At 63.7% G+C, this 25,192-nt stretch carries 28 protein-coding genes; 11 read left to right on the top strand and 17 right to left on the bottom strand.

Annotation, left to right across the window (positions count from 1 at the left end):
* Positions 1-110: 110 nt before the first annotated feature.
* The 4 genes from C4K38_RS07595 to cysK all read right to left on the bottom strand — a co-directional run bounded on the left by C4K38_RS07595 (position 111) and on the right by cysK (position 4,095).
* Positions 111-497 (bottom strand): hypothetical protein, encoded by a 387-nt coding sequence (locus C4K38_RS07595; protein WP_053277859.1) that lies wholly within the window; start codon positions 495-497, stop codon positions 111-113.
* Positions 498-709: 212 nt separating this feature from the next.
* On the bottom strand, positions 710-1,573 hold the full coding sequence (locus C4K38_RS07590; protein ID WP_053277858.1) for a DMT family transporter: 864 nt from the start codon (positions 1,571-1,573) through the stop codon (positions 710-712).
* Between the two features lie 345 nt (positions 1,574-1,918).
* Positions 1,919-2,857 (bottom strand): aspartyl/asparaginyl beta-hydroxylase domain-containing protein, encoded by a 939-nt coding sequence (locus C4K38_RS07585; protein ID WP_009042631.1) that lies wholly within the window; start codon positions 2,855-2,857, stop codon positions 1,919-1,921.
* A 263-nt stretch (positions 2,858-3,120) separates the two neighbouring features.
* Positions 3,121-4,095: a cysteine synthase A gene (cysK, locus tag C4K38_RS07580; RefSeq protein WP_053277857.1), complete on the bottom strand. Its 975-nt coding sequence runs from the start codon at positions 4,093-4,095 to the stop codon at positions 3,121-3,123.
* 133 nt (positions 4,096-4,228) lie between these two features.
* Between cysK and C4K38_RS07575 the strand changes: the two genes are divergently transcribed.
* The 3 genes from C4K38_RS07575 to C4K38_RS07565 all read left to right on the top strand — a co-directional run bounded on the left by C4K38_RS07575 (position 4,229) and on the right by C4K38_RS07565 (position 7,484).
* Complete coding sequence (locus C4K38_RS07575; protein ID WP_053277856.1) at positions 4,229-5,305, top strand: DUF748 domain-containing protein; 1,077 nt, start codon at positions 4,229-4,231, stop codon at positions 5,303-5,305.
* 142 nt (positions 5,306-5,447) lie between these two features.
* A complete protein-coding gene (locus C4K38_RS07570) occupies positions 5,448-6,293 on the top strand; it encodes an AAA family ATPase (protein WP_016705272.1) in 846 nt (281 codons plus the stop codon).
* 12 nt (positions 6,294-6,305) lie between these two features.
* On the top strand, positions 6,306-7,484 hold the full coding sequence (locus C4K38_RS07565; protein ID WP_009042629.1) for a vWA domain-containing protein: 1,179 nt from the start codon (positions 6,306-6,308) through the stop codon (positions 7,482-7,484).
* Positions 7,485-7,602: 118 nt separating this feature from the next.
* On the opposite strand, the gene C4K38_RS07560 is transcribed toward C4K38_RS07565, so the two are convergent.
* From C4K38_RS07560 to C4K38_RS07545, 4 genes are all read right to left on the bottom strand, one after another.
* On the bottom strand, positions 7,603-8,520 hold the full coding sequence (locus C4K38_RS07560) for a 5-oxoprolinase subunit C family protein (protein WP_053277855.1): 918 nt from the start codon (positions 8,518-8,520) through the stop codon (positions 7,603-7,605).
* Entirely contained in the window at positions 8,517-9,221 is a 705-nt protein-coding gene (locus tag C4K38_RS07555) for a 5-oxoprolinase subunit B family protein (protein WP_053277854.1), read from the bottom strand. Before C4K38_RS07555 ends, C4K38_RS07560 begins: the two co-directional genes overlap by 4 nt.
* Entirely contained in the window at positions 9,218-9,967 is a 750-nt protein-coding gene (locus C4K38_RS07550) for a 5-oxoprolinase subunit PxpA (RefSeq protein ID WP_053277853.1), read from the bottom strand. Before C4K38_RS07550 ends, C4K38_RS07555 begins: the two co-directional genes overlap by 4 nt.
* Before the next feature lie 69 nt (positions 9,968-10,036).
* On the bottom strand, positions 10,037-11,323 hold the full coding sequence (locus C4K38_RS07545; protein WP_053277852.1) for an MFS transporter: 1,287 nt from the start codon (positions 11,321-11,323) through the stop codon (positions 10,037-10,039).
* Between the two features lie 140 nt (positions 11,324-11,463).
* On the opposite strand from C4K38_RS07545, the gene C4K38_RS07540 reads away from it, so the two are divergent.
* Positions 11,464-12,378, top strand: coding sequence for a LysR family transcriptional regulator (locus C4K38_RS07540; protein WP_053277851.1), 915 nt, complete (start codon positions 11,464-11,466; stop codon positions 12,376-12,378).
* Positions 12,379-12,674: 296 nt separating this feature from the next.
* Here C4K38_RS07540 and C4K38_RS07535 read toward each other — a convergent pair whose 3' ends face one another.
* Genes C4K38_RS07535 through C4K38_RS07525 form a run of 3 tightly spaced genes read right to left on the bottom strand, consistent with a single transcriptional unit; the run spans position 12,675 to position 14,525 of the window.
* Entirely contained in the window at positions 12,675-13,217 is a 543-nt protein-coding gene (locus C4K38_RS07535; protein ID WP_053277850.1) for a DUF2937 family protein, read from the bottom strand.
* Between the two features lie 11 nt (positions 13,218-13,228).
* Positions 13,229-14,005: a class II glutamine amidotransferase gene (locus C4K38_RS07530; protein ID WP_009047576.1), complete on the bottom strand. Its 777-nt coding sequence runs from the start codon at positions 14,003-14,005 to the stop codon at positions 13,229-13,231.
* 25 nt (positions 14,006-14,030) lie between these two features.
* Complete coding sequence (locus tag C4K38_RS07525; RefSeq protein ID WP_053277849.1) at positions 14,031-14,525, bottom strand: hypothetical protein; 495 nt, start codon at positions 14,523-14,525, stop codon at positions 14,031-14,033.
* Between the two features lie 101 nt (positions 14,526-14,626).
* Here C4K38_RS07525 and C4K38_RS07520 point away from each other — a divergent pair, with 101 nt between their 5' ends.
* Positions 14,627-16,681, top strand: coding sequence for a S9 family peptidase (locus C4K38_RS07520; RefSeq protein WP_053277848.1), 2,055 nt, complete (start codon positions 14,627-14,629; stop codon positions 16,679-16,681).
* Between the two features lie 91 nt (positions 16,682-16,772).
* Positions 16,773-17,246: a cyclic nucleotide-binding domain-containing protein gene (locus tag C4K38_RS07515; RefSeq protein ID WP_053277847.1), complete on the top strand. Its 474-nt coding sequence runs from the start codon at positions 16,773-16,775 to the stop codon at positions 17,244-17,246.
* Here the strand turns inward: C4K38_RS07515 and C4K38_RS07510 are convergent.
* A complete protein-coding gene (locus tag C4K38_RS07510; RefSeq protein ID WP_053277846.1) occupies positions 17,243-17,548 on the bottom strand; it encodes a hypothetical protein in 306 nt (101 codons plus the stop codon). The two genes, C4K38_RS07515 and C4K38_RS07510, sit on opposite strands and share 4 nt — an antisense overlap.
* Positions 17,549-17,623: 75 nt before the next feature.
* Between C4K38_RS07510 and C4K38_RS07505 the strand changes: the two genes are divergently transcribed.
* From C4K38_RS07505 to C4K38_RS07490, 4 genes are all read left to right on the top strand, one after another.
* Positions 17,624-18,310, top strand: coding sequence for a spermine/spermidine synthase domain-containing protein (locus C4K38_RS07505; RefSeq protein ID WP_053277845.1), 687 nt, complete (start codon positions 17,624-17,626; stop codon positions 18,308-18,310).
* 49 nt (positions 18,311-18,359) lie between these two features.
* Positions 18,360-18,725 (top strand): YajD family HNH nuclease, encoded by a 366-nt coding sequence (locus C4K38_RS07500; RefSeq protein WP_007926907.1) that lies wholly within the window; start codon positions 18,360-18,362, stop codon positions 18,723-18,725.
* 165 nt (positions 18,726-18,890) lie between these two features.
* On the top strand, positions 18,891-19,358 hold the full coding sequence (locus C4K38_RS07495; RefSeq protein ID WP_007926908.1) for an RNA methyltransferase: 468 nt from the start codon (positions 18,891-18,893) through the stop codon (positions 19,356-19,358).
* 99 nt (positions 19,359-19,457) lie between these two features.
* Positions 19,458-19,829: a YgaP family membrane protein gene (locus tag C4K38_RS07490; RefSeq protein WP_053277844.1), complete on the top strand. Its 372-nt coding sequence runs from the start codon at positions 19,458-19,460 to the stop codon at positions 19,827-19,829.
* A gap of 139 nt (positions 19,830-19,968) precedes the next feature.
* On the opposite strand, the gene C4K38_RS07485 is transcribed toward C4K38_RS07490, so the two are convergent.
* Positions 19,969-21,207, bottom strand: coding sequence for a hypothetical protein (locus tag C4K38_RS07485; RefSeq protein ID WP_053277843.1), 1,239 nt, complete (start codon positions 21,205-21,207; stop codon positions 19,969-19,971).
* Positions 21,208-21,253: 46 nt separating this feature from the next.
* The gene (locus C4K38_RS07480) at positions 21,254-21,703 is read right to left on the bottom strand and encodes a YcgN family cysteine cluster protein (protein ID WP_007926912.1); all 450 of its coding nucleotides are present in this window, start codon (positions 21,701-21,703) and stop codon (positions 21,254-21,256) included.
* Between the two features lie 280 nt (positions 21,704-21,983).
* Between C4K38_RS07480 and C4K38_RS07475 the strand changes: the two genes are divergently transcribed.
* Positions 21,984-22,577 (top strand): nitroreductase family protein, encoded by a 594-nt coding sequence (locus tag C4K38_RS07475; protein ID WP_025805057.1) that lies wholly within the window; start codon positions 21,984-21,986, stop codon positions 22,575-22,577.
* Between the two features lie 130 nt (positions 22,578-22,707).
* On the opposite strand, the gene C4K38_RS07470 is transcribed toward C4K38_RS07475, so the two are convergent.
* The 3 genes from C4K38_RS07470 to rnd all read right to left on the bottom strand — a co-directional run bounded on the left by C4K38_RS07470 (position 22,708) and on the right by rnd (position 25,191).
* A complete protein-coding gene (locus C4K38_RS07470; RefSeq protein ID WP_053277842.1) occupies positions 22,708-23,640 on the bottom strand; it encodes a D-2-hydroxyacid dehydrogenase in 933 nt (310 codons plus the stop codon).
* Between the two features lie 127 nt (positions 23,641-23,767).
* The gene (locus C4K38_RS07465) at positions 23,768-24,061 is read right to left on the bottom strand and encodes a YcgL domain-containing protein (RefSeq protein WP_053277841.1); all 294 of its coding nucleotides are present in this window, start codon (positions 24,059-24,061) and stop codon (positions 23,768-23,770) included.
* Positions 24,058-25,191, bottom strand: coding sequence for a ribonuclease D (gene rnd / locus C4K38_RS07460; protein WP_053277840.1), 1,134 nt, complete (start codon positions 25,189-25,191; stop codon positions 24,058-24,060). Before rnd ends, C4K38_RS07465 begins: the two co-directional genes overlap by 4 nt.
* Position 25,192: the final 1 nt, after the last annotated feature.

Below are 25,192 nucleotides of genomic sequence, written 5' to 3'. Positions count from 1 at the left end.
CGGTCTTTTTTTAGCCCTTGGTCAGGGCATGCCTCCAGCAGCAACGGGGGCATCCGTGACTGCCATTCAATACCCGGCACGCTAGCGCCGGGTATTGACCTATACCTGTGTCATGGCGACGTCAGGGTAATCAGGTAGGTCCCCGAGTTCACCGGTTTGCCCGCCCCATCGACCAGCGCATATTGCTGATCGTAGTAGCGCCCCTCTTTGCCGCTGTCCGTCACCAGCTTGACGTTGACCGGCGACTGGCCGACGGCCGTCACCGTGCTTGACGGACCGACACCCTGCACCCGGATGTCGTTACTCCGCGACAGTTGTGGGCACTGGCGCAGGCTCAATACGGCCCCGCCATTGGCAGTCGAGCTTGGCGTGCAAGGTTCCTCGACGATGCTGCCGTGAAAATAAATCGTTCCCTGAATGCTTTGAGGGGCTGCGGAACAGATTCCACTCAAGCCTAGAAACATGCCGACACCTGCCAAAACCAGCTTGCTACTCATTCTGACTATCTCCATTGGGCCTGAAGAGTATGTCGTCAGTGTAGAAGTAATCTTTAATTTTTAAGGTTTTTCCTATTCCCAAAGCTGCAACAAATAAGGTAAAAGCGAATCAATTTTAATGGCAATGAGCCATCACCTCTATCGGCCAGTCCTGGCCAATCTGAAGAGGGGCGCCCCGAACAAAAAAAGGCGCAGCGCCCGCTCCTCATGAATCAGCTGTTTTTGCGGAACACGAACACCAGCCCGACGATGATCAACAGCATGCCGAGCACGCTCAGCGGCGCCAGCCGATTACCGAAGAACAGGTAGTCCATCACGGCCGTCACCGCCGGCACCAGATAGAACAGGCTGGTGACATTCACCAGATTGCCGCGAGCGATCAGCCGGTACAGCAGCAAGGTCGCCAGCACCGAGACCACCAGCCCCATCCACAGCGCCGGGACGATAAAGCCGACGCTGTGCTCGAAGTGAAACGGCTGGAACGGCACAAACAGCGCGCACAGCAACAGCCCGGCCAGGTATTGCACCGGCAGGGTGCCCAGCGGGTTGTCGCTGATGCGCTTCTGCATGATCGAGCCCAGGGTCATGCTCACCAGGGCCAACAGGCCGAAGAGCATCCCGGCCAGCGACATGCCGGCCAGGCCGATGCCCTGGTACACCACCATGATCAACCCGGCCAGGCCCAGCGCCAGGCCGAACATCCGGCTCCAGGAACGCTGACGCTCCATGATCACCACGGTGAGGATCGGCTGCACCCCCATGATGGTGGCCATCACCCCGGGGGTGACCTTCAGGTCCAGGGCCAGCAGGTAGAAGATCTGGTACGCCCCCAGCAACACCAGCCCGGTGGCCACCGCGTACAGCATCGGCTTGCGCCCGCGGGGCAACCGCAGCTTGAGCAGGGGAATCAACAGCACCAGCCCGCACAGGGCGATGGCGAAACGAAACAACAGGAAGGCAAAGGGCGAGGCATGGGCCAGGCCCCATTTGGAGAAGATCGCGCCACTGCTCCAGAGCAGGACGAACAGGCTCGTGGAAGCCGCCGCAAGCGCGGACTTTTTCGATATGAACAACATGAATACCACCTGTAATCAGGCAAATAGCCAACTCAGCCGAGGCTGAAATTCAGTAGTTTTTTCTGGCGGGCACGGGCAACAGCAGAGATTGCTGATCAGCCCCGTACGACAACGCCTGGCGGTGATACGACGGCGCACACCGGCGTGCTACTGACAGGTGGGGGGTAATGACTGATCTGCACAGGCTGCTGGTTCCCGCACGGCACGACGCCAGCGTTGACCGCTGAATCGACTACCGCGTTGATGAGGGAATGAGGCATGTGCTGATCTTTCTGAAGAGGAAGGTGAATCTTCTGATACACCGGGCGCCGACTATAACCAGCGCCCGATATTCATTGCAACGCCTTATCCGAACAGCCAGTAGCCCAGGGCGGTCAGGACCACCACCGCCAGCACCGGGCGCATGACGCGGTAAAGCTTCGGATTGCGGCGCTTCCATTGCTTGACCACGCCGCTGATGCGGTCGCTGAAACGCTTGCTCCAGGCATAGGCCTGGTTGATCCCGCCGACGCGCTCGTCGTCGAGGTTCTGCGGCGCGGTGGCACGCCCCAGCCAGGCGCTGATCCAGCGGTTGATACGCGTCATCAGCGGGTTGCTCAGCGGACGCTCGATGTCGCAGAACAGGATGACCCGGGTCTTGTCGGTTTCGTTTTTCACCCAGTGCACGTAGGTCTCGTCGAACATCACGTCTTCGCCATCGCGCCAGGCATAGACCTGGCCGTCGACGAAAATCCGGCAATCGTCGGAGTTCGGCGTGGACAGGCCCAGGTGATAACGCAGGGAACCGGCGAACGGATCGCGGTGCGGGTTCAGGTGGCTGCCACCGGGCAGCAGGGCGAACATCGCGCCCTTGACGTTGGGAATGCGGCTGACCAGTTCAACGGTCTTCGGGCACAGCAATTCGGCCGATGGCAGCGGCTTGTCGTACCACTTGAGGTAGAAACGCTTCCAGCCCTTCTTGAAGAACGAACCGAAACCGGCGTCGTTGTTCTTCTCGGCGGCGCGGATGTAACCCTCGTCGAACAGGTGCATGGCTTCGTCGCGGATCACTTCCCAGTTGTCCTTGAGCACATCCAGCTCGGGGAACTTGCTGCGGTCCAGGTAGGGCTTGGAAGGCACGCCGGAAAACAGGTACATCAAGGCGTTATAAGGAGCGAATAGCGCCGAATGGTTGACGAACTGACGCAGCACCGGCAGTCGAGCCTTGCCGCGTAAATGCACGTAGAGAGTACTGCCGATGAATAGCAGCAACACCGCGGACTTGGCGGCAAACGAAAGGCTCATGCAATATCTCCTTGAAATAATGACCAGCGGGGCAGCATTCATCCGGCATGGCAGCCTGCCATGATAAACACTCCTGGCCCCTGGAAAAACCCGCACAAACCAACATTCAGTGTTAACAGTCGTGCAATAAAACGCTGATTAACACACGCCAGCTGAACGCCAGCTGATGCAGGTCAGCACAATTGCACTGTGCCCTGCACGCGGCAGCCGCCGTACCTTCGATCGCCGGCAAGCCGGCTCCGGCGATCACCTTTCCTTGTGTCTTACTGCTGATTCTCCTGCTCGGTGAACAGGTCGCTGAACAGCATGCTCGACAGATAACGCTCACCCGAATCCGGCAGCACCACCACTATGGTCTTGCCCTGCATCTCGGGGGTTTCCGCCAGGCGTACCGCCACTGCCATCGCCGCGCCGCAGGAGATGCCACAGAGGATCCCCTCCTCCTGCATCAGGCGCAGGGCCATGGCCTTGGATTCCTCGTCGCTCACCAGCTCGACCCGGTCGACCATCGACAGGTCGAGATTGCTCGGCACAAAACCGGCGCCGATGCCCTGGATCTTGTGCGGGCTGGGCTTGATCTCTTCGCCGGCCAGTTTCTGGGTGATTACCGGCGAGACGCTCGGCTCCACCGCCACCGACAGGATAGGTTTACCCTGGGTCTTCTTGATGTAGCGGGAAACCCCGGTGATGGTGCCGCCGGTGCCGACGCCGGCCACCAGCACGTCCACGGCGCCATCGGTGTCATTCCAGATTTCCGGACCGGTGGTTTTCTCGTGGATCGCCGGGTTGGCCGGGTTATCGAACTGTTGCGGCATGAAGTATTTGCCAGGGTCGCTGTCGAGGATTTGCGCGGCCTTCTCGATCGCCCCTTTCATGCCCTTGGCCGGCTCGGTCAGCACCAGTTCGGCCCCCAGGGCCTTGAGCACCTTGCGCCGCTCGATGCTCATCGACGCCGGCATGGTCAGGACCAGCTTGTAGCCACGGGCCGCGGCGACGAACGCCAGGCCGATGCCGGTGTTACCCGAGGTCGGCTCGATGATGGTCATGCCCGGCTTGAGTTTGCCGCTGCTTTCCGCGTCCCAGATCATGTTCGCGCCGATCCGGCACTTCACCGAATACCCTGGGTTACGCCCTTCGATCTTGGCCAGGATGGTGACGCCGCGGGGCGCGATGCGGTTGATCTGCACCAGCGGCGTATTGCCAATGGAATGGGCGTTGTCGACGAAAATGCGGCTCATGGCTGGGTCCTTGTACAGCGTGAAAGGAAGTCTCCAAGGGTATGCCTCGCACCCATGAGCGTCCAGTCGGGACGAACGACTGCGCTGCCGGGGAGTCAATCGCTATAAGGCATACGGCTGGAGATTCATGCCCATGAAACGTCGCTACAGTTGGCCCCTGTGGACCCTCGCCGGGGTGCTGGTGCTGCTGGCCGCCCTGCACGTCGCCCTGCCCTATCTGGTGCGCGACTATCTCAATGAGCGGCTCGCCAGCATGGGCGACTACCGCGGCCAGATCACCGACGTCGACCTGGCCCTGTGGCGTGGCGCCTACCGGATCAACGGCCTGAAAATCGTCAAGGTCGACGGCAAGGTGCCAGTCCCCTTCGTCAATGCACCACTGGTCGATCTGTCGGTGAGCTGGCACTCCCTGTGGTACGACCATGCGGTGGTGGCCGAAGTGCAGTTCGTCGGGCCGCAGGTCAACTTCGTCGACGGCGGCGCCAACCAACAGAACTCGCAAACCGGCGAAGGCACCGACTGGCGGGCCCAACTGAACAAACTGCTGCCCATCACCCTCAACGAAGTACAGGTCCGCGACGGCCAGATCAGTTTCCGCAACTTCAACTCCAAACCGCCGGTGAACATGAGCGCCACCCAGGTCAACGCCAACGCCTACAACCTGACCAACGTGGTCGATACCCAAGGCAAACGCGACGCCCGCTTCGAAGGCAAGGCCCTGCTGCTGGGCGATGCGCCCCTGGAAACCAACGCCACCTTCGACCCGCTGAGCGACTTCCAGGACTTCGCGTTCCGCCTGCGCGTGCAGGACGTCGAACTCAAGCGCTTGAACGACTTCGCCGCCGCCTATGGCAAATTCGACTTCAACGCCGGCCACGGTGACCTGGTGATCGAAGCCGAGGCCAACAAGGGCCAACTCACCGGCTATATCAAGCCGCTGCTGCGCGATGTCGATGTGTTCAACTGGCAGCAGGATGTCGAGAACAAGGACAAGGGGATATTCCGCTCGATCTGGGAAGCCCTGGTGGGCGCCAGCGAAACCCTGCTGAAAAACCAGGGGAAAAACCAGTTCGCCACCCGGGTCGAACTCAAAGGCAGCGTACATCAGCGTGATGTCAGCGCATTCCAGGCTTTTTTGCAGATTTTACGCAACGGTTTCATCGAGGCCTTCAACGCCCAGTATGAGCGCCCCAAGCCATCCGCTGACTGAGTCACCATGTGACGCCCCATTCAGAGACTGAATGGGGCGTCTGCGTTCACAGTCGACCGGGCGGCGCGCTATAGTCGGCCATCGTGTTTTATTCTTCCGACCTGCTCGATGCACGTCGGCGTTACCGTTCGAGGAATTGCAGATGAAGTTCGAAGGCACCAGCGCGTACGTCGCCACCGATGACCTGAAGCTGGCAGTCAATGCCGCCATCACCCTGGAGCGGCCGCTGCTGGTCAAGGGCGAACCGGGCACCGGCAAGACCATGCTCGCCGAGCAACTGGCCGAGTCCTTCGGTGCCAAGCTGATCACCTGGCACATCAAGTCCACCACCAAGGCCCACCAGGGCCTGTACGAGTACGACGCGGTGAGCCGCCTGCGCGATTCGCAGCTGGGCGTGGACAAGGTGCATGACATCCGCAACTACCTGAAGAAGGGCAAGCTGTGGGAGGCCTTCGAATCCGAGGAGCGGGTGATCCTGCTGATCGACGAAATCGACAAGGCCGACATCGAGTTCCCCAACGACCTGTTGCAGGAACTCGACAAGATGGAGTTCTACGTCTACGAAATCGACGAGACCATCAAGGCCAAGCAGCGCCCGATCATCATCATTACCTCCAACAACGAGAAAGAGCTGCCGGACGCCTTCCTGCGCCGCTGCTTCTTCCACTACATCGCCTTCCCCGACCGCACCACCCTGCAGAAGATCGTCGACGTGCACTACCCGGACATCAAGAAGGATCTGGTCAGCGAAGCGCTGGACGTGTTCTTCGACGTGCGCAAGGTGCCGGGCCTGAAGAAGAAGCCTTCGACCTCCGAGCTGGTGGACTGGCTCAAGCTGCTGATGGCCGACAACATCGGCGAAGCGGTGCTGCGCGAACGCGATCCGACCAAGGCCATCCCGCCGCTGGCCGGCGCCCTGGTGAAGAACGAGCAGGACGTACAACTGCTGGAACGCCTGGCTTTCATGAGCCGTCGCGGCACCCGCTGAGAGGGCATTGTCATGCTGCTCAACCTGTTCAATGAAATGCGTGCCGCCAAGGTTCCGGTGTCGGTGCGCGAGCTGCTCGACCTGATCAACGCGCTCAAGCAGCGCGTGACCTTCGCCGACATGGACGAGTTCTATTACCTGTCCCGGGCGATCCTGGTGAAGGACGAACGGCACTTCGACAAGTTCGACCGCGCGTTCGGCGCCTACTTCAATGGCCTGGAAAAACTCGACGACCACCTGCAGGCGCTGATCCCCGAGGATTGGTTGCGCAAGGAGTTCGAGCGCTCGCTGACCGATGAGGAACGGGCGCAAATCCAGTCCCTCGGCGGCCTGGACAAGCTGATCGAAGAGTTCAAGAAGCGCCTGGAAGAACAGAAGGAACGCCACGCCGGCGGCAACAAGTGGATCGGCACCGGCGGCACCAGCCCCTTCGGCTCCGGCGGCTTCAACCCGGAAGGCATCCGCGTCGGCGACGCCGGCAAACGCCAGGGCAAGGCGGTCAAGGTCTGGGACCAGCGCGAGTACAAGAACCTCGACGACTCGGTGGAACTGGGCACCCGCAACATCAAGGTGGCCCTGCGCCGCCTGCGCAAGTTCGCCCGCCAGGGCGCGGCGGACGAGCTGGATATCGATGGCACCATCGATCACACCGCCCGCGACGCCGGCCTGCTGAACATCCAGATGCGCCCGGAGCGGCGCAACAGCATCAAGCTGCTGTTGCTGTTCGATATCGGCGGCTCGATGGATGCCCACGTGAAGATCTGCGAGGAGCTGTTCTCGGCCTGCAAGACCGAGTTCAAGCATCTGGAGTACTACTACTTCCACAACTTCATCTATGAGTCGGTGTGGAAGAACAACCTGCGCCGCGGCTCGGAACGCACCTCGACCCAGGACGTGCTGCACAAGTACGGCGCCGACTACAAAGTGATCTTCGTCGGCGACGCCGCCATGGCGCCTTACGAAATCACCCAGGCCGGCGGCAGCGTCGAGCACTGGAACGAAGAAGCCGGTTACGTGTGGATGCAGCGTTTCATGGAGAAGTACAAGAAGCTCATCTGGATCAACCCCTACCCGAAAGACACCTGGGGCTACACCGCCTCGACCAACATCGTGCGCGAGCTGATCGAAGACCAGATGTACCCGCTGACCTTGCGCGGCCTGGAAGAAGGGATGCGGTTTCTCTCCAAATGATTGGCGTTGGCCGATCTGACGCTATCGCGGGCAAGCCTCGCTCCTACAGGTATGTGTCGTTCGCGAGATGGACGAACAACCTGTAGGAGCGAGGCTTGCCCGCGATGCTTTTTGTGCCCTACACGAACCGCCGTAGAAACTCGATCTGCTGCCGATACGCCGTCTCCTGCACCACCGGCGTCAGGCGTACCTCGCTGCCCGGCAGGCATTGCGCCAGCCGCGCCAGCGCCAGGGGCGTCAAGGCTCCCAGCCGCGGATACCCGCCAATGGTCTGCCGGTCGTTGAGCAGCACGATCGGCTGGCCGTCCGGCGGCACCTGGATTGCCCCCAGGGGAATGCCCTCGGAGATCATCGGCGCCCCTTGATAACGCAGCTGCGGCCCCAGCAGGCGCATGCCCATGCGGTCGGCGCGGCTGTCCAGGGTCCAGGCGCTGTTGAAGGCATCGAACAGGCTCTGCCCGCTGAACTGACCGATCTGCGCCCCGAGAATCACCTCCAGCGGCGCCTTCGATCGCAGGTCCGGCAGTTGCTTGCCCGACAGTTCCTTGAGGTTCACTCCTGCCCCGGAATACTCCAGCCGCGCGCCCTCGGCCAGCGGCCGGCCAAAGCCGTCGAGCCCGCCCAGTTCCTCGCGGACCACGCTAGCGCAACTGCCCAGCACCTTCGGCGCGTTGAAGCCACCGGGCGCCGCCAGATAGGCCCGTGCCCCCAGGTAGGGCTGGGTAAAACGCAGCCGCTGGCCTTTTTGCAGGATAAAACTGCGCCCCGGACTGAGCGGACGCTCGTCGATACAGGCCCCCAGGTCGGCACCCGCCAGCGCCAGCAGGCACAGCTCCTCGGCCACCACGCTGAAACCACCAAGGGTGATCTCGATCACCGGCGCATCCAGGGCATTGCCCAGCAGCCAGTTGGCCCAGGACATCGACACCCAGTCCAGCGCGCCGCCCTGGGTCACGCCCAGGTGCCGCACGCCAAAGCGGCCGGCGTCCTGCAACAGGCACAAAGGCGTGCTGGCTTCGATCGTCAGGCGGCTCATTCCGGCACCTCCAGTGGCCTGTCGTCGCCACCCAGGCGAATGAATTCGGCGTGGTCCACCGCGGCGAAACGCACGCTGTCGCCCGGTTGCATCAGGCTGTAGCCGTCGCGCTCGCGATCGAACAGCCGGCTCGGCGTACGCCCGATCAGGTTCCAGCCCCCCGGCGACACCACCGGGTAAGCCGCGGTCTGCCGCTCGGCAATGCCCACACTACCGGCCGCCACGCGTTTGCGCGGCGTATCCAGGCGCGGCGCGGCCAGCACTTCGTCCACCAGCCCCATAAAGGCAAAACCCGGCGCAAACCCCAGGGCGAACACCTGGTACTCGCGCTCGCTGTGGCAACGAATCACCTCGCTCACCGACAGGCCGCTGCGCCGCGACAACAGGCTCAGCTCCGGGCCGACGCTGAGGTCGTACCAGACCGGCAGCACATGGCGCTGGCCGCCGCTGCGCGAGTCGGGAGTCAGGTCGGTCAGCGCCAGATCAATCAGCTCCCGGGCCTGGGCCGGGCTCAGGGCTCGCAGGTCGTAGTGCACCATCAGCGTGGTGTAGGACGGCACCAGATCGATCAACCGCTCGCCGAAGGCCGCCCTCAGGCGCTCGCTGGCAGCAAGCATCCACGGCATGTTGGCCTCGGCGATGGCATCGAACAGGCGCACCATCAGGCAGTCGATGGCCACCACTTCAATGCGTATTTTCATGCTGGCAACTGCTGAAGGGCCACGCGGATACGCTGCACGGCGGCCACCGAACTGGCGTTGTCACCGTGCACGCACAGGGTATTGGCCTTGAGGTGCAGGGCGCTGCCGTCGCTGGCCAGCAGCGCGTCGCCACGGGCGATGGTCAGGGCCTGGGCAATGATCTTTTCCGGGTCGTGATGCACGGCTCCCGGCAGTTGCCGCGAAACCAGATGGCCGGCGTTGTCGTAGGCGCGGTCGGCGAAGGCTTCGAACCACAGGGTCACGCCGAACTCGTCGCCCAGGGCCTGGGCCGCGCTGTTGTCCCGGGTGGCCATCAGCATCAACGGCAGTTGCCGGTCGTAGGCGGCCACCGCCTGGATCACCGCGCGCAGCTGCGCCGGGTTGGCCATCATGTCGTTGTACATGGCGCCATGGGGTTTGACGTAGCTCACCCGGCTGCCCTGGGCCCGGCAGATGCCGTCGAGGGCACCGATCTGGTAATGCAGCAGGTCCTGCAGTTCCTGGGCGCCGTAGGCCATGGAGCGGCGGCCGAAACCGGCCAGGTCCTGGTAGGCCGGATGCGCGCCGATGCGCACGCCATTGGCCAGGGCCAGGCTGACGGTCTTGCGCATGATGCTCGGGTCGCCGGCGTGGAAACCGCAGGCGATGTTGGCGCAATCGATGAACGGCATCACCTCGGCATCCAGGCCCATGGTCCAGTTGCCAAAGCTTTCGCCGATGTCGCAATTCAATAACAGGCGGCTCACGGTCAGTGCTCCTGTAGCGGTTGTCGTTTTGGCTGCGGGGATCGTGGTGGGATGCCCACAGATTATCAGTTAGCGCGCTTCGAGTTGCTTGCCACGGGTTTCCGGCAGGCTCAGGGCCGCCAGGATCACGATGCCGTAGGACACCGCAGCGAAGGTGCCGATGGCCGCGCCCAGCGGAATGTGCTGGCTGAGCAGGCCGATCAGCAGCGGGAACAATGCCGCCAGCGCCCGGCCGCTGTTGTAGCAGAAGCCCTGGCCCGAACCGCGGATCCGCGTGGGGAACAGCTCGGTCAGGAAGGCGCCCATGCCACTGAAGATCCCCGAGGCGAAGAAGCCCAGGGGGAAACCCAGCCAGAGCATCACCGCGTTGCTCACCGGCATTTGCGTGTACAGCAGGACGATGGTGAAGGAGCCAGCGGCGAACAGGACGAAGTTCTTCTTGCGCCCGAGAATATCGGTCAGATAGGCGCTGATCACATAGCCCACATAGGAACCGAAGATCACCATGGCCAGGTAGCCACCGGTGCTCAGCACACTCAAACCCCGTTCGGTCTTGAGGAAGGTCGGCAGCCAGAACGTGATGGCGTAGTAGCCGCCCTGGGCGCCGGCCGCGAGCAGCGATGCGCGCAGGGTAGTGCTGAGAATGCCAGGGGCGAAAATCTCGTAGAAGCGCGAGGGGTTGTCAGGCACTTCCCGGGCCCGGGTTTGCCGATAGACCTCCGGGTCCTTGACCAGGCGACGCACGAAGATCACGAAGATCGCCGGCAGGATGCCCAGCAGGAACAAGGCGCGCCAGGCGTCTTCCGGCGGCAGCAGGGAATACATCAGCGCATATAGCAGTGCCGTGATGCCCCAGCCCAAGGCCCAGCCGGACTGCACCATGCCCACCGCCTTGCCGCGGTTTTCCGCGCGGATCACTTCGCCGATCAGCACCGCACCGGCGGTCCATTCGCCGCCGAAACCGAAGCCCATCAGGGTCCGGGCGATCAGCAGTTGCTCGTAGCTCTGCGCCAGGCCACAGAGGAAGGTGAAGAAGGCGAACCAGAGCACAGTGAGTTGCAGGGTGCGCACCCGGCCGATGCGATCGGACAGGATGCCGGCGATCCAGCCGCCCAGGGCGGAGGCCAGCAAGGTGCTGGTGTGGATCAGGCCGGCCTCGGCGGAACTGATGCCCCACAGCGCAATCAGGGTCGGGATGACGAAGCTGAGCATCTGGGTGTCCATGCCATCCAGGCCGTAACCGGCCTTGCAGCTCCAGAACGTGCGGCGTTCCTGCTGGTTGATGTCGCGGTACCAGTCGAAGGGGCCGGCGCGGCCTTTGGCCTTGCTGGCGGCGAGCGTGTCGGGCGCACTCATGGCAAATCTCCACCTTGGTTTTATTGGTATTGTTCTGGGCCCCGACGACGCTTATCGTGAGACGCAGCGATTCTTGGCGCCCGCGCCCTGCCCCGTCCAACTAATAAAAACCGCCTCCAGACATAAGAAAAGTTGATCGCATGAACCTCAAGTTCCTTGAAACCTTTGTCTGGGTGGCGCGCCTGAAAAGCTTTCGCCTGACCGCCGACAAACTCTTCACCACCCAGGCATCGATCTCCAGCCGCATCGCCGTGCTCGAGGGCGAACTCGGGGTGAAGCTGTTCCTGCGCGACTCGCGCGGCGTGACCCTGACCCCGGAAGGCCTCAAGGTGCTCGACTATGCCGAGCAGATGATGGACACCATGCAGGCGCTCAAGCAGTCGATCGAGACCCGCTCGAGCAAGGTCGGGCGGATTCGCATCGGTGTCATGGACACGGTGATCCACACCTGGCTCAGCCCCCTGGTGGCGCGGATGATGGACAGCTATCCCCAGGTGGAAATCGAGCTGGTGGCCGACACCTCGCTGAACCTCTGCGACCAACTGCAGAAAGGCTTTCTCGATCTGGTGCTGCAAACCGACCTGCTGCGCCAGGAATCCATTCGCAGCCTGGAACTGGCCAGCCACCCGATGGGCTGGATAGTCGCCAGCAACTCGATCTACAACCGCGAGTACGCCAACCTGGCCGAGCTGGCCCGGGAACGCATCATCACCTACTCGAAGAACTCCCTGCCGCACCAGGAAGTGCTGAGCCTGATGCAGGCCAACGGCGTGAGCGCGCCACGGCTCAACTGCGTGAACTCGGTGTCGGCCATCACTCGCCTGCTGCGCGACGGTTTCGGCATCGGCGCCTTGCCGCCGGTACTGGTCAGCGAAGAACTGGCGCGCGGCGAACTGACCCTGCTGGCCATCGACCAGCGCCCGCCGAACCTGCAGGTGGTGGTGTCGTGGCGGGTGGGTGTCGAGTTGGTGGAAGAGGTGGTGGTGCTGTGCCAGCAAGTGCTGGAGTGTTATGCGCGCAAGGTGGGGCCGGACTATATCGTGCTGGCGGGCTGACTCACCGCGAAGGCCTTTGTAGCCGCTGCGAAGGCTGCGATCGCGGGCGCAGCCTGCGTGAATCGACTCGATGAGGGTTTGTGAGCCAGCCATCTTTGCGGTTGCTGCGCAACCGATCGCAGCCTGCGGCAGCGGCTACAGGGATCGCGGCGTCCGTGTAGCCGCTGCCGAGCCTGCGAGGCTGCGAACGGCAACGCAGTTGCCGCACAACCTGCATCCGCGATCTGCCTGGAAAAACGCGTCGGCTGGTTTACGACGGCTGCGCCGTCGATCGCAGCCTGCGGCAGCGGCTACGGTCACAAACCCTTCAAGTCACGCTCTTCGATCGGCCGGCTCTGGCGCAGGCGCTTGCCGCCGAGCACCACCCAGTCGATCAGGCGATACAGGCATTCCAGGCCGAACGACAGCAGCAAGGCGCCGCTCATGGCCCAGATCATCGCTTGCGGGGTCAGCAGGATCTGGTAGCTGTAGCCGTTCCAGGTTTCCTTGCGGATATCCGGGTCGGCGGCCAGCGCCACTTGCAGCAGGCGGATGTACCACGGGCCCTGCATGGCCTGGAACTGCTTGTCCAGGGCGCGCTGGCGGCCCAGCAAGTTGCTCAGGCTGTCGGCGTCGCTACGGAACACCGGATCGTCGCTGGCCCGATAGTGGGCGACCAGCGCCTGCAGATCGCCCTTGAAGAACTGGTTGGCGGTGCCCTGGAACCCCTGAAGGCTGGCCTGGGCCTCGATCAGGTGAGCCTCGACACGCTTGGCGTAATCGCTGATGAAACCCGGCACCTGGACGCCGACCAACAGGCCCGCCGCAAACAACACCAGCCGCAGATAACTGAGCAACATAGGGGATGTCCTTATTCGGTCTGGCCGTGCAGCACGCATTCACCGCGCCGCCACAGGCTCCATTGGCCCGGCTCGTAGCGAGTCCAGGTTTCGTTTTCGGTCAGGGGTTCGGTGGCGATCACTGTCACCACGTCGTTGGGCGTGGTTTCCGCCTGGAAGTCGACGATCACATCGACGTCCTTCAGGCGGGCCGGGCCAAAGGGCGCGCGACGGGTGATCTGCGCCAGCTTGGTCGAGCAGTAGCAGAACAGCCAGTCGCCGTCGCTGAGCAGGCAGTTGAACACGCCCTTGCTGCGATATTCGGCGCAGGCGGCCACCAGCGACGGCAGCAGTTCTTCCACTTCCACCGGCTCGGGAAAGGCTTCGCGTACCCGGTTGAGCAGATCGCAGAAAGCCGCTTCGCTGTCGGTATCGCCCACCGGACGATAGAAGCTGACGGCCGGCTGGAAATCCGCCAGTTGGCCGTTGTGGGCGAAGCACCAGTTGCGCCCCCACAGCTCGCGCACGAACGGATGGGTGTTGGACAGGCAGACCTTGCCGACGTTGGCCTGGCGAATATGGCCGATCACCACTTCGCTCTTGATCGGGTAGCGCTGCACCAGGTTCGCCACTTCCGACTCGCTGCTCGCCGCCGGATCCTGGAACAGGCGCAGGCCACGGCCCTCGTAGAACGCGATGCCCCAGCCGTCGCGATGCGGGCCGGTACGCCCGCCGCGTTGCATCAGCCCGGTAAAGCTGAACACGATATCGGTCGGTACATTGGCGCTCATGCCCAATAACTCACACATGCTCGGACTCTCGCTTCAATGCGGGTTACAGACGCGGCTCGATCCGCGAACGCTGGGGGTTGCCGGGCACTGGCGGGCGGCCATAACGATCGTCGCCGGCGCCGCCGAAAGGCTGGTCGTCCGGCTCTTCGGCACGGGCCGCGGCCTTGGCGGCCTCGGCCTGTTCCTTGCGGGCCTTGGAGGCGCGCTCGATCGGCCAGCGGATCAGGACGAACACCAGGTAGATGCCAAAGGCGATCACGCCGTACATGAACAGGTCCGAGACCGCGCGCCAGGCGTTGTTGCCGACCTTGAACAGCATGTCCAGGGCGGTGATGGCCACGGCCGGGGCGAACATCTCCTTGACCGGGTCGACCACGGTCGGGCTGAACAGCAGCACCGCCACCAGCACTCGCAGCGGCTCGCGCAGCCAGCGCCACATCCAGCGGGTCAGGCGCATCCACACCAGCAGGCAGCCCAAGGCGGCGAAGGCGTAAAGCCCCCAGGCGATCAGATAGTCGTTCTCGGTCATGGTGTCCATGGCAAGGCAGGCAAAGAGGCGCTTATGATAACGGCTTTTCGCATGTCAGGCTGCACCGCCGTCTGCCGCGCCCTTAATTGTCACCGCCCCGAGAGCCCTTCATGCCCGTATCCGCCCCCGTCACCAGCGCCCCGATCGCCCGCAAGGCCGAAGGCCCGGACCCGTACGCCTGGCTCCAGGAGCGCGACACCGACGCCGTGTTCGATTACCTGAAGGCCGAAAACAGCTACCAGGAAGCCGCCCTCGCCGACCAGACCGAGCTGCGCGAAACCCTGTTCCAGGAAATCAAGGGACGGATCCTGGAGACCGACCTGTCCCTGCCCTCCCCCTGGGGCCCGTACCTGTATTACACCCGCACCACCGCCGGCGACGAATACGCCCGGCACTACCGCTGCCCGCGTCCGGCCGACGACAGCCTGAGCGTCGACGAAAGCCAGGAACAGCTGCTGCTGGACCCGAACGAGCTGGCCAACGGCGGCTTCTTCTCCCTCGGTGCCTTCAGCATCAGCCCCGACCACCAGCGCCTGGCCTACAGCCTCGACACCAGCGGCGAAGAGGTCTACACCCTGTTCGTCAAGGAGCTGTCCAGCGGCAAGATCAGCGAACTGGCGTTCGCTGATTGCGACGGCAGCATGACCTGGGCCAACGACAGCCTGACCCTGTTCTTCGGTGAGCTGGACGACACCCATCGCCCGCACAAGCTTTTCCGCTATCGCCTGGACGGCACCGCCGCCGAAGAGGTGTTCCATGAGCCGGACGGGCGTTTCTTCCTTCATTGCTACCGCTCAAGCTCGGAGAAACAGCTGCTGCTGTCCCTGGGCAGCAAGACCACCAGCGAGGTCTGGGTACTCGACGCGGCGCAGCCGCAGGACGCCTTCACTTGCCTGGCGCCGCGGGTCGAGCACCATGAGTACGACGTCGACCACGGCCTGCTCGACGGCCAGTGGACCTGGTTTATCCGCAGCAATCGCGACGGCATCAACTTCGCCCTCTACCAGGCGCCGGACCAGGGCACGGTGCCAAGCCAGGCCGACTGGCAGAACCTGATCCCCCACAGCGACAGCGTGATGCTCGAAGGCCTGAGCCTGAACGACTCGGCCATGACCCTGAGCCTGCGCGAAGGCGGCCTGCCGATCATCGAGGTGCACCCCGAGGGCCTGCCGGCCTATCGCGTGCAATTGCCGGATGCGGCCTACAGCCTGCATGTGCAGAACAGCCTGGAATTCGTCAGCCAGCGCATCCGCCTGCGCTACGAAGCGCTGAACCGCCCGGCGCAGATCCGCCAGCTGGAACTGGCCGGCGGCGAACAGAAAGTGCTCAAGGAAACCCCGGTGCTGGGCGTCTTCGACCCGGATGCCTATGTCAGCCAGCGCCTGTGGGCGACCGCGGCCGATGGCACCCAGGTGCCGATCAGCCTGGTGATCAAGCGCGAAGCCCTGGGCCGGCCGGCACCGCTGTACCTCTACGGCTACGGCGCCTACGGCGAAAGCCTCGACCCGTGGTTCTCCCATGCGCGGCTGAGCCTGCTGGAGCGCGGCGTGGCTTTCGCCATCGCCCACGTGCGGGGCGGCGGCGAGCTGGGCGAAGCCTGGTACCGCGCCGGCAAGCAGGAACACAAGCAGAACACCTTCAGCGACTTCATCGCCTGCGCCGAACACCTGATCGCCCAGGGCCTGACCACTTCCGGACAACTGGCCATCAGCGGCGGCAGCGCCGGCGGCCTGTTGATCGGCGCGGTACTCAACCAGCGCCCGGAACTGTTCAAGGCGGCGATCGCCGAGGTGCCGTTCGTCGATGTGCTCAACACCATGCTCGACCCCGAGCTGCCGCTGACCGTCACCGAGTACGACGAATGGGGCAACCCCGAGGAGCCCGAGGTCTACGCGCGGATCAAGGCCTACGCGCCCTACGAGAATGTCGAGGCCAAGGCCTATCCGGCGACCCTGGTGATCGCCGGCTACAACGACAGCCGCGTGCAGTACTGGGAAGCGGCCAAGTGGGTGGCCCGGCTGCGCGCCACCAAGACCGACGACAACCTGCTGCTGCTCAAGACCGAGCTGGGCGCCGGCCATGGCGGCATGAGCGGGCGTTACCAGGGATTGCGTGACGTAGCGCTCGAATATGCATTTGTTTTCAAGATTCTGGGCATTGCCTGAGGAACTCCGGCCGGCGCTCCTGTCTTAACACAGGACCGCCGGCCCCAGGCCATACCGACCGCAACAGACACAAGAAAAAGACCGTGACGACATGCCAGAACCCACCTTGTTGAACAACGAAATCCGCGATTGGCTGATGGACTGCGGATTGTTCGATCAACTCTTGCCGGCCGACTTCAATGCCGCCGCCGGTTACTTCAGCATCAGCAGCATCGCCCAGGGCCAGGAAATCTTCCGCGAAGGCGATGCCGGCAGCTTCATGTGCATCATCCATTCCGGCCAGGTGGCGGTGCAGAAGACCAACAGCGAAGGCGTGCGCGTGACCATCGCCACCCTGCGCAGCGGCCGGGCCTTTGGCGAGATGGCGGTGCTCGATGGCGAGCGGCGTTCGGCCAGTTGCGTGGCCGCCAGCGATTGCCAGTTGCTCAACCTGGGCAAGGACTCGCTGGAAAAAATGCTCAACGACGCACCGAAGATCGCCGCCAAGATCATCCGCGCCCTCGCCGTGTCACTGTCCAAGCGCCTGCGCATGGCCGACGGGCAGTTGCTGTCGCAACAGGTCTAGCCACCCGGCGTCTTGGCTTTCGCCTCGTTCTGCTCCAACCCTGGCAAGGTCTGATCCTTCGGCGGCTTGGGCATGTCGATCGGTGGCAGCAATGGCGCGCCACCATGGGCCGAGGCCTTGGGGGTGCTGGGCGGCGTGACCTGGGGATAAGGGGTCGGGGTCGCGGTGCCGGGCGAGCCGGCGGCGGGGACCGGGGTCACGGGCACGGCCTGCAGTTCCTCGGCGTGCACGGCGCTCATCGCGAGCGCCGCACTTAGCAAGAGCGCTGTGCGGGCAATGACCGTTAGAATAGTGCGCTTCATCAATGGCTCCATCGCTATTGTCAGCCCTCAGGCTACTCCCAACCGGGCCGGTTTGCCTTCCTCATTGAGACCCTCATGAAACGTTTCGTTCTGCTGGACACCACCCCGATTCCCGAAAATGGCGGTGCCTTGTGCCTGTTCGAATACGGCGAGGATTTTGTCATCAAGATCCAGGGCGGCGACGGCGGGCAATTGATGAACACGCGCATGCACGGTTCCGAAGACGCCCTGGCGGAGATCCCTTGCCGCAAGGTGGCCGGACGGCCGAATTCACGGGTGCTGATCGGCGGCCTGGGCATGGGCTTCACCCTCGCCTCGGCCCTCAAGCACCTGGGCAAGGGCGCCGAAGTGGTGGTCGCCGAGCTGGTGCCGGGGGTGGTGGAATGGAACCGTGGGCCGCTGGGGGAGAAATCCGGCCGGCCGTTGCTCGACCCGCGCACGGTGATCCGCATGGAAGACGTGGCCAAGGTGCTGCAGGCCGAGCCCCAGGGGTTCGACGCGATCATGCTCGACGTCGACAACGGCCCCGAAGGCCTGACCCAGAAGGCCAACAGCTGGCTGTACTCCGCCGCCGGGCTGGCGGCCTGCGCCCGGGCCCTGCGGCCCAAGGGCGTGCTGGCCGTGTGGTCGGCCAGCGCCGACAAGCAGTATTCCGACAAGCTGCGCAAAGCCGGCTTCAAGGCCAAGGAAGTACAGGTCTTCGCCCACGGCAACAAGGGCACCCGCCACACCATCTGGATTGCCGAGAAGCTCAAGGCCTGAGCTAAACTTGGCTCATTACCGTCATTAGTCTTTGCATAAAGGTGAACCCATGAGTTCGACCAACACATCCAAGCTCGACCGCATCCTCGCCGACGCCCAGCGCGACCGCGAGATGGGCTACCGCGACAAGGCCCTGAAGATGTACCCGCACGTCTGTGGGCGCTGCGCCCGCGAGTTCTCCGGCAAGCGCCTGAGCGAGCTGACCGTGCACCACCGCGACCACAACCACGACAACAACCCGCAGGACGGTTCCAACTGGGAACTGCTGTGCCTGTACTGCCACGACAACGAACACTCGCGCTACACCGACCAGCAGTACTTCGGCGAAGGCTCCCTGAGCACGCCGAAAGTCGCCAAGGCCACCCACAACCCCTTCGCCGCGCTGGCGGGGTTGATGAAGAAAGACGACGAGTAACCTTCGCTCTTTGCGGTTCGACAGGACCGGCCTCTCGCGGGCAAGCCTCGCTCCTACAGACGCTGACTCTGTAGGAGCGAGGCTTGCCCGCGATGCATTTGCCGGATCCAACCGCCGGCCGACAATCCCCGTATAATCGCGATTTTTCTCGAAGGCACCCCGCTCGTGGCAAACAAAAGGTACAGCTGCATTGGTTTGTATAACCCCAAGTCACCGGAGAACGTCGGTTCGGTGATGCGCGCCGCCGGCTGCTATGGCGTCGCGTCGGTGTTCTACACCGGCAAGCGCTATGAACGGGCCCGCGACTTCGTCACCGACACCAAGAAGGTCCACCAGGACATCCCGCTGATCGGCATCGACGACCTGAAGAAGATCCTGCCCCTGGGCTGCGTGCCGGTGGCGGTGGAACTGGTGGAGGGCGCCCGCTCGCTGCCGGAGTACACCCACCCGGATCGCGCGCTGTACATCTTCGGCCCGGAAGACGGCTCCCTGGACAAGGACATCCGCGACTGGTGCGAAGACGTGGTCTATATCCCGACCACCGGCTGCATGAACCTCGCCGCCACCGTCAACGTGGTGCTCTACGACCGCCTGGCCAAGGGCAACAACACCCGCTCCGGTCCTAAGTTTTAAGCGCTGTTCTGAGCGCTGTTCCGAGTCCGCAGCCCATCCGATGGAACAAGCGACGCGCCAGCGCGGTCAGCGTTATATCCATCCCCCTGGAGACAGATCATGAGCGACAGCAAACAACTGGAAGCTATTGCAACCACTCCCTTGCAGAGCCCGCCGGAGCAGAACGTACAAGGCTGGGAGCGCGTCGGCTCGCTGGCCGGCGGCGTGGCGATGGTCGGCAAGGGCCTGCGCCGTGGCGGGGTCTTCGGCCTGATCCAGGTGGCCATCGGCGGGGTCGCCCTGGCCCGCGGCATCACCGGCCACAGCTCGGCGAAAAGCCTGCTGGAGAAAAGCCGCCAGGACATGCAGAACGTGCGGGCGAAGATCGAGCGCGCCGGCGCGGAACTGAAAACCCTCAAGGCCAATGCCGAGGCGGCGAAGCGTACCGCGACCGGCAACGATTCGCTGAAATCGCCCAAGGCCGGGGTCTGATAGTCGGACGCGAAACTCGCGTTGAATGACGGGACGCTATCGCGAGCAATCGAGCGTCGACCGGCTGCTCCTACAGGTCCTGTGGAGTCCCGAGGTCGACGCTCGATTGCTCGCGATGACCGCAAAGCGGTCGACTCCACTAGCGCAACAAATCGCTGTCGAGCACCTTCGACGAGCCGTCCAGCACGTTTTCACTGAGCTTCACAAACTCTTCGGTACTGACGCTTTCCAGGCCCATCACCGCCCGAGTCACGTCATCCAGCGAACGCTTGTTGCGGGTCTTCAGGCGGATTTCCCGATCCAGCTCCTGTAACAGCAGCACGGCCCTGGCCACCACCGGCGCGTCCACCTGCTCGCCGCGCAGGCTGCTGACGCCATGGCCGCTCTTGGCCAACCGAGCCTCCAGGGCCTGATAACGCTCGTCGCTCATGCCGCCGGCGCGACGCATCAATTCGATGGCGTAGTACTCCGCCAGCCCCTCGCCGATCCAGTCGCTGCGCTCGCTGTCGTTGATCCGGGCAAAGGCCTGGATCACCTCGCGCAGCAGCGGGCTGGTGCCGCTCTCGCTGACCAGCGGCAGACGGCTGTGCAAGAACAGCGAATCGTGCCCGGCCAGGCTGCCGCGCCACATAGGATCAGCCGCGCCGACGATCAGCAACTTGTTGGGATGGCGCGCAAAGGTCGCCTGGATCTGTGGCCAGACGAAGGTCAGCAGGGTCAGCACATCCATGCGCCGCATGCCCTGCCCTTGCGGCGAGGCCACCGTGACTTCGGTTTCCCCCAGCCGGGTGCGGCGACTGCCCAGGGCGCCGGCCAGCATCCAGCCGGTGGGCCGGTCGAACAGGCGCGCGGGGTTATCGATACGGAAACGGTTCTTGCCGATCCGCGGCCAGGCGGTTTCCACGCTTTTCCAGCCCGCGGGCAACTCGAACTCCAGGCGCGATACCAGTTCGATGCCGTCCTGCTGGTCGAGCTTCGCCGCCGGCACCAGCGTATCGCCACGCAACAAGGCCCAATGCGGGGTCATGCGGCTGTCGAAGCTGTCTTTTTTCAGGCTGTGGCTGATCCGTACCCGGTAGCTCAGGCTGGCCTTGCCACTGGCCGGACGCCACACGCCACGCTGTACCGCAGGAGCCTTGGCTGTGCCGGGCTGCCATTGGCCGTCGGCCTTGAAGTCGCTGTAATCGCCATGCTTGCCCAGGTCGAAATCCAGGCTGCGCACCGCCGCACCGTCCGCCAGGGTCAGGCGCACCTCCGCCTGGTCGCTCTGCGGCAACAGACGCACGTGGTAATCCAGATCGACTTTTTTCGCCGCCCACCCCGGCGCACTGAGCACCAGCAGCCAGCCGGCCAGCGCCAGCCTTGCCCCCACAGCCATACACACTCCTTCGTGAAACAACCTTGAACGCGAGCGCGGCGTACCTTCAGCCGGCGCGGAAAATCAGATGATCTTCCCAGTCCTCTTCGGCCACGCTGCCTTCGGCGAGCATGCGTCCGGATTGGGAAATACGCTCGTGGTGCACCGCGTCGCGGTCACCGCACACCAGATGGTGCCAGAGCGGCAGGTCCTTGCCCTCGCTGACCAGGCGATAACCGCAGGTCGGCGGCAGCCATTTGAACTCATCGGCCTTGCCCGGGGTGAGCTGGATGCAGTCCGGCACCGAGGCGCGGCGGTTGGCGTAGTCGCTGCACTGGCAGGTCTTCAGGTCCAGCAGTTTGCAGGCGATGCGGGTGTAGTAGACGCTGTTGTCTTCTTCATCCTCGAGCTTCTGCAGGCAGCACAGGCCACAGCCATCGCACAACGACTCCCACTCCTCCTGATCGAGTTGTTCGAGGGTTTTGCGGATCCAGAAGGGTTCAACTTTGGCGGCCATGGCTCAGGTAATCGGTATCGGACAGGGAAAAGGCCGCCAGTCTAGTGCCCAAGGCCCCGCGGGCCAAGCGCTGGCGACTGTCGGTAAGGCACTACTTGTCAGGCCGCATGCGGCGCAGTAGCTTTGCCTGTCGCAAAGCCCTATGTCCGCGTGCCATTAACGCTCGACCGCGTCGCACCGGTGAACCGCCCAGGGTCAGGAAAAAACCCCATTGCTCAGTTCAACTGCGCTCGCCGGTTTCTCCACATTTCATTCTCAAACGTAGCCAGGAATCTCTGTCATGAGCGCCAATCCCCGCGTTGCCGAGTACGCCATTCACCCGCAGTTCACCGATCGCTGGTCGCCCCGCGCCTTCACCGGCGAAGCCATCCCCGAGGAAACCCTGCTGAGCTTCTTCGAAGCCGCGCGCTGGGCGCCGTCGGCCTACAACTCGCAGCCGTGGCGCTTCCTCTATGCGCGCCGCGACACGCCGAACTGGGAACGCTTCCTCGGCCTGCTCAACGAGTTCAACCGTGGCTGGGCGCAGCACGCCTCGGCGCTGGTGATCGTGATCTCGAAAACCACCTTCACCGCGCCTGGCGCCAGCGAAGAAACCCCGGCCCTGTGGCACACCTTCGACACCGGTTCGGCCTGGGGCCACCTGGCGCTGCAAGCCAGCATCAGCGGCTGGCACACCCACGGCATGGCTGGGTTCGACCAGGAACTGACCCGCAAGGAGCTGAAAATTCCAGAAGGTTATGCCCTGCATGCCGCCGTGGCCGTCGGCAAACTGGGTGACAAGGCGAGCCTCGCCGAGTACCTGCAGGCCCGTGAAGAGCCAAGCCCACGTCGCCCGCTGAGCGAAACCGTGGCCGAAGGCGACTTCAGCCTGTAAGCCTGATACACCCTGTAGCCGCTGCCGCAGGCTGCGATAAGTCCGAAGGACTTCAGCGATCTTCAGATCCTGCGCCCACGTTGTGGGCGATCGCAGCCTTCGGCAGCGGCTACAGAGTTCGTGATCCCTCTCAGTAACCCCGGGCGAAATCCACTTCGCCACGCAATGCCGTGTTGGCCTGATAGGCCCGCAGGTTGTCGATGAACAGCTGCCCCATCAGGGTCGGCGAAGTCGGCGCCGAACTGTGACCGGTCAGCAGCAGGCCCCAGGCGGTCCAGAACGGATGGCGCTGCGGCAACGGCTCCTGACGGCAGACGTCGATCACCGCCCCCGCCAGATGCCCTTCCTTCAAGGCCTCCACCAGATCCGCATCAACCACCGCGACACCGCGGCCGGTGTTGATGAACAGGCCGGTTGGCTTGAACTGCTTGAACAGCGCCGCGTCGTACAGGTCATGGGTGTGCGGGGTGTTGGGCAGCAGGTTGACCACATAATCCACCTCGCCCACCAGGCGCCCGAGCTCCGACAACGCCGCTACTTCGATAAACGGTTCCTGTTCCCGGGCTTCGCTGGCGATGCCGTACAGCTCGACGCCGAATGGCAGCAGGAACTGCGCCACGCTCTGGCCGATATCGCCCGCGCCGACGATCAGCACCTTGCGCCCGGCCAGGCTCTGGCCCGTGCGGTTATCCCACTTGCGCTCGACCTGGCTGACCAGGCGCGCGAGGACTTCGCGCTCGTGGCCGAGCATGTAGGTGAGCACGTATTCGGCCATGACCTGGCCAAAGATCCCCACGGCGCGGGTCAGCCGGTAATGCCGTGGCAGGCCGTCGGCGAGCAGCGGCGTGATACCGGCCCAGGTCGACTGCAGCCACTGTGGCTGGTGGCCCTGGCGCAACAGAGTGGCCAGCAGGTCCGGCTGGCCGAGCCAGACCGGGCAGTCCGCGGCCAGCTTCGACAGTTCGGCGGAATCGCCACTGGTGAGCACTTCCAGGTCAGGTGCCAGCTGACGCAACAAACGGGCATAAATAGCGTGATCGTGTTCGGCAATCAGAACGCGCATGGTTCAAACCTTACAAAACGGTGCAGGCGGCCGCCGACGGAGTATCGCTCCATCGATCGCGGCAGCCGCCAGATATAGTCAGTTCCATTTTCAACGATGCCCCGGACAGGGCATCTACAGGTGTCTGTCAGACCGGATCATTACGGCGCAACAGCTCTTCGGGCAAGTGCTCGATGTACTCGTCCTCGGCCGGTGGCATCTGCAGGTGGTAACCCTGCTTGTCGAGGTTCTCCAGCACCTGGTGAATGTCCTCGCGCGACAGCTTGCGCTCCGGGGTCAGCACCAGGTCGAAGGCGTGCTGCGGCTTGCCGAACGCCAGCAGCAGGTTTTCCGGCACGCGCTCCAGGGCATCGCTCTTGAGCACGTAGAGGTACATCTCGTTCTTGCGCGGGCTTTTGTAGATGGAGCAGATACGTTTCATGGCTGTTCTCCGGCGGTAGCCAGGCTGTCGAGCAGCGCCTGGCCCATCAATTCGCGGCGCCAGCCACGCAGCGAATCGGGCAATTGGTAGGGTCCGTTGGGGAAGCCGCTCTTGAGCAGGCTTTCCAGGGTTTTCTTGCGCAGCATCAGTTCCGGGGCGATGCCCAGGCGCTCGGCTTCGGCCTGGCCCACGGCGCGCAGGCGCTTGAGCAGGGTCGAGGCTTCCATCGGCAACGGCTCGGGGACGGCCGGCGGCCACTGGTCGGGGCCGACGCTGGCGGCACGCTTGATCAGGCCCAGCAGGAACTCGCCGTCCTGACGCACGGTGCGCGGGTGCATGTCTTCGATTTTTGCCAGGGCGCCGAGGCTGTCCGGCTGGCTCTTGGCCAACGGCCACAGCGAGTGCTCACGGACGATACGGTTGCGCGGCAGGTCCCGTGCCCGTGCCTCGCGCTCGCGCCAGGCGCAGAGCTCACGCAGGACCGCCAGCTGCGCGCGGGACAGTTTCCAGGCCAGCTTGGCCTCGCGGTAGACCTCGTAGGGGTCGACTTCGCGGCGCAGGTTGGCCACCAGCTCGGCGCCGTCTTCCAGCACCCAGTTGTATTTGTCCTCGGACAGTTTCGGCCGCAACTGGGTGAAGACCTCGGCCAGGTGCACGGCGTCTTCGGCGGCGTAGCTGACCTGGGTATCCGACAGCGGACGCTGCAACCAGTCGGAACGGGTCTCGCCCTTGGGCAGCTCGATGCCCAGCACTTCCTGGACCAGTCGCGAGTAGCCCATGGAGAAGCCCAGGTTCAGGTAGGCAGCGGCCAGTTGCGTGTCGAACAGCGGTGCCGGCAGGCTGCCGGTCAGGCGCAGCAGGACTTCAAGGTCCTCGCTGCAGGCGTGCACCACCTTGACCACCGCGCTGTTCTCCAGCAAGGCCGCCAGCGGCTGCCAGTCGTCGATGGTCAAGGGGTCGATGAGGTAAGCGCGCTGGCCATCGCCGACCTGCAACAGGCCGGCGATCGGATAGAAGGTGTCGACCCGCATGAATTCGGTGTCGAGGGCGACGAATGGCAGCTTCTGCCACTCGGTGCAGAATTGACCGAGGCTATCGTTGTCGCGAATCCAGTGAATATCGATGGCCACA

Source organism: Pseudomonas chlororaphis subsp. piscium (genome assembly GCF_003850345.1).
Classification (GTDB): domain Bacteria; phylum Pseudomonadota; class Gammaproteobacteria; order Pseudomonadales; family Pseudomonadaceae; genus Aquipseudomonas; species Aquipseudomonas piscium.
Note: the sequence above shows the minus strand (reverse complement) of the source record. Positions and strands in the feature narration are given on the sequence as shown.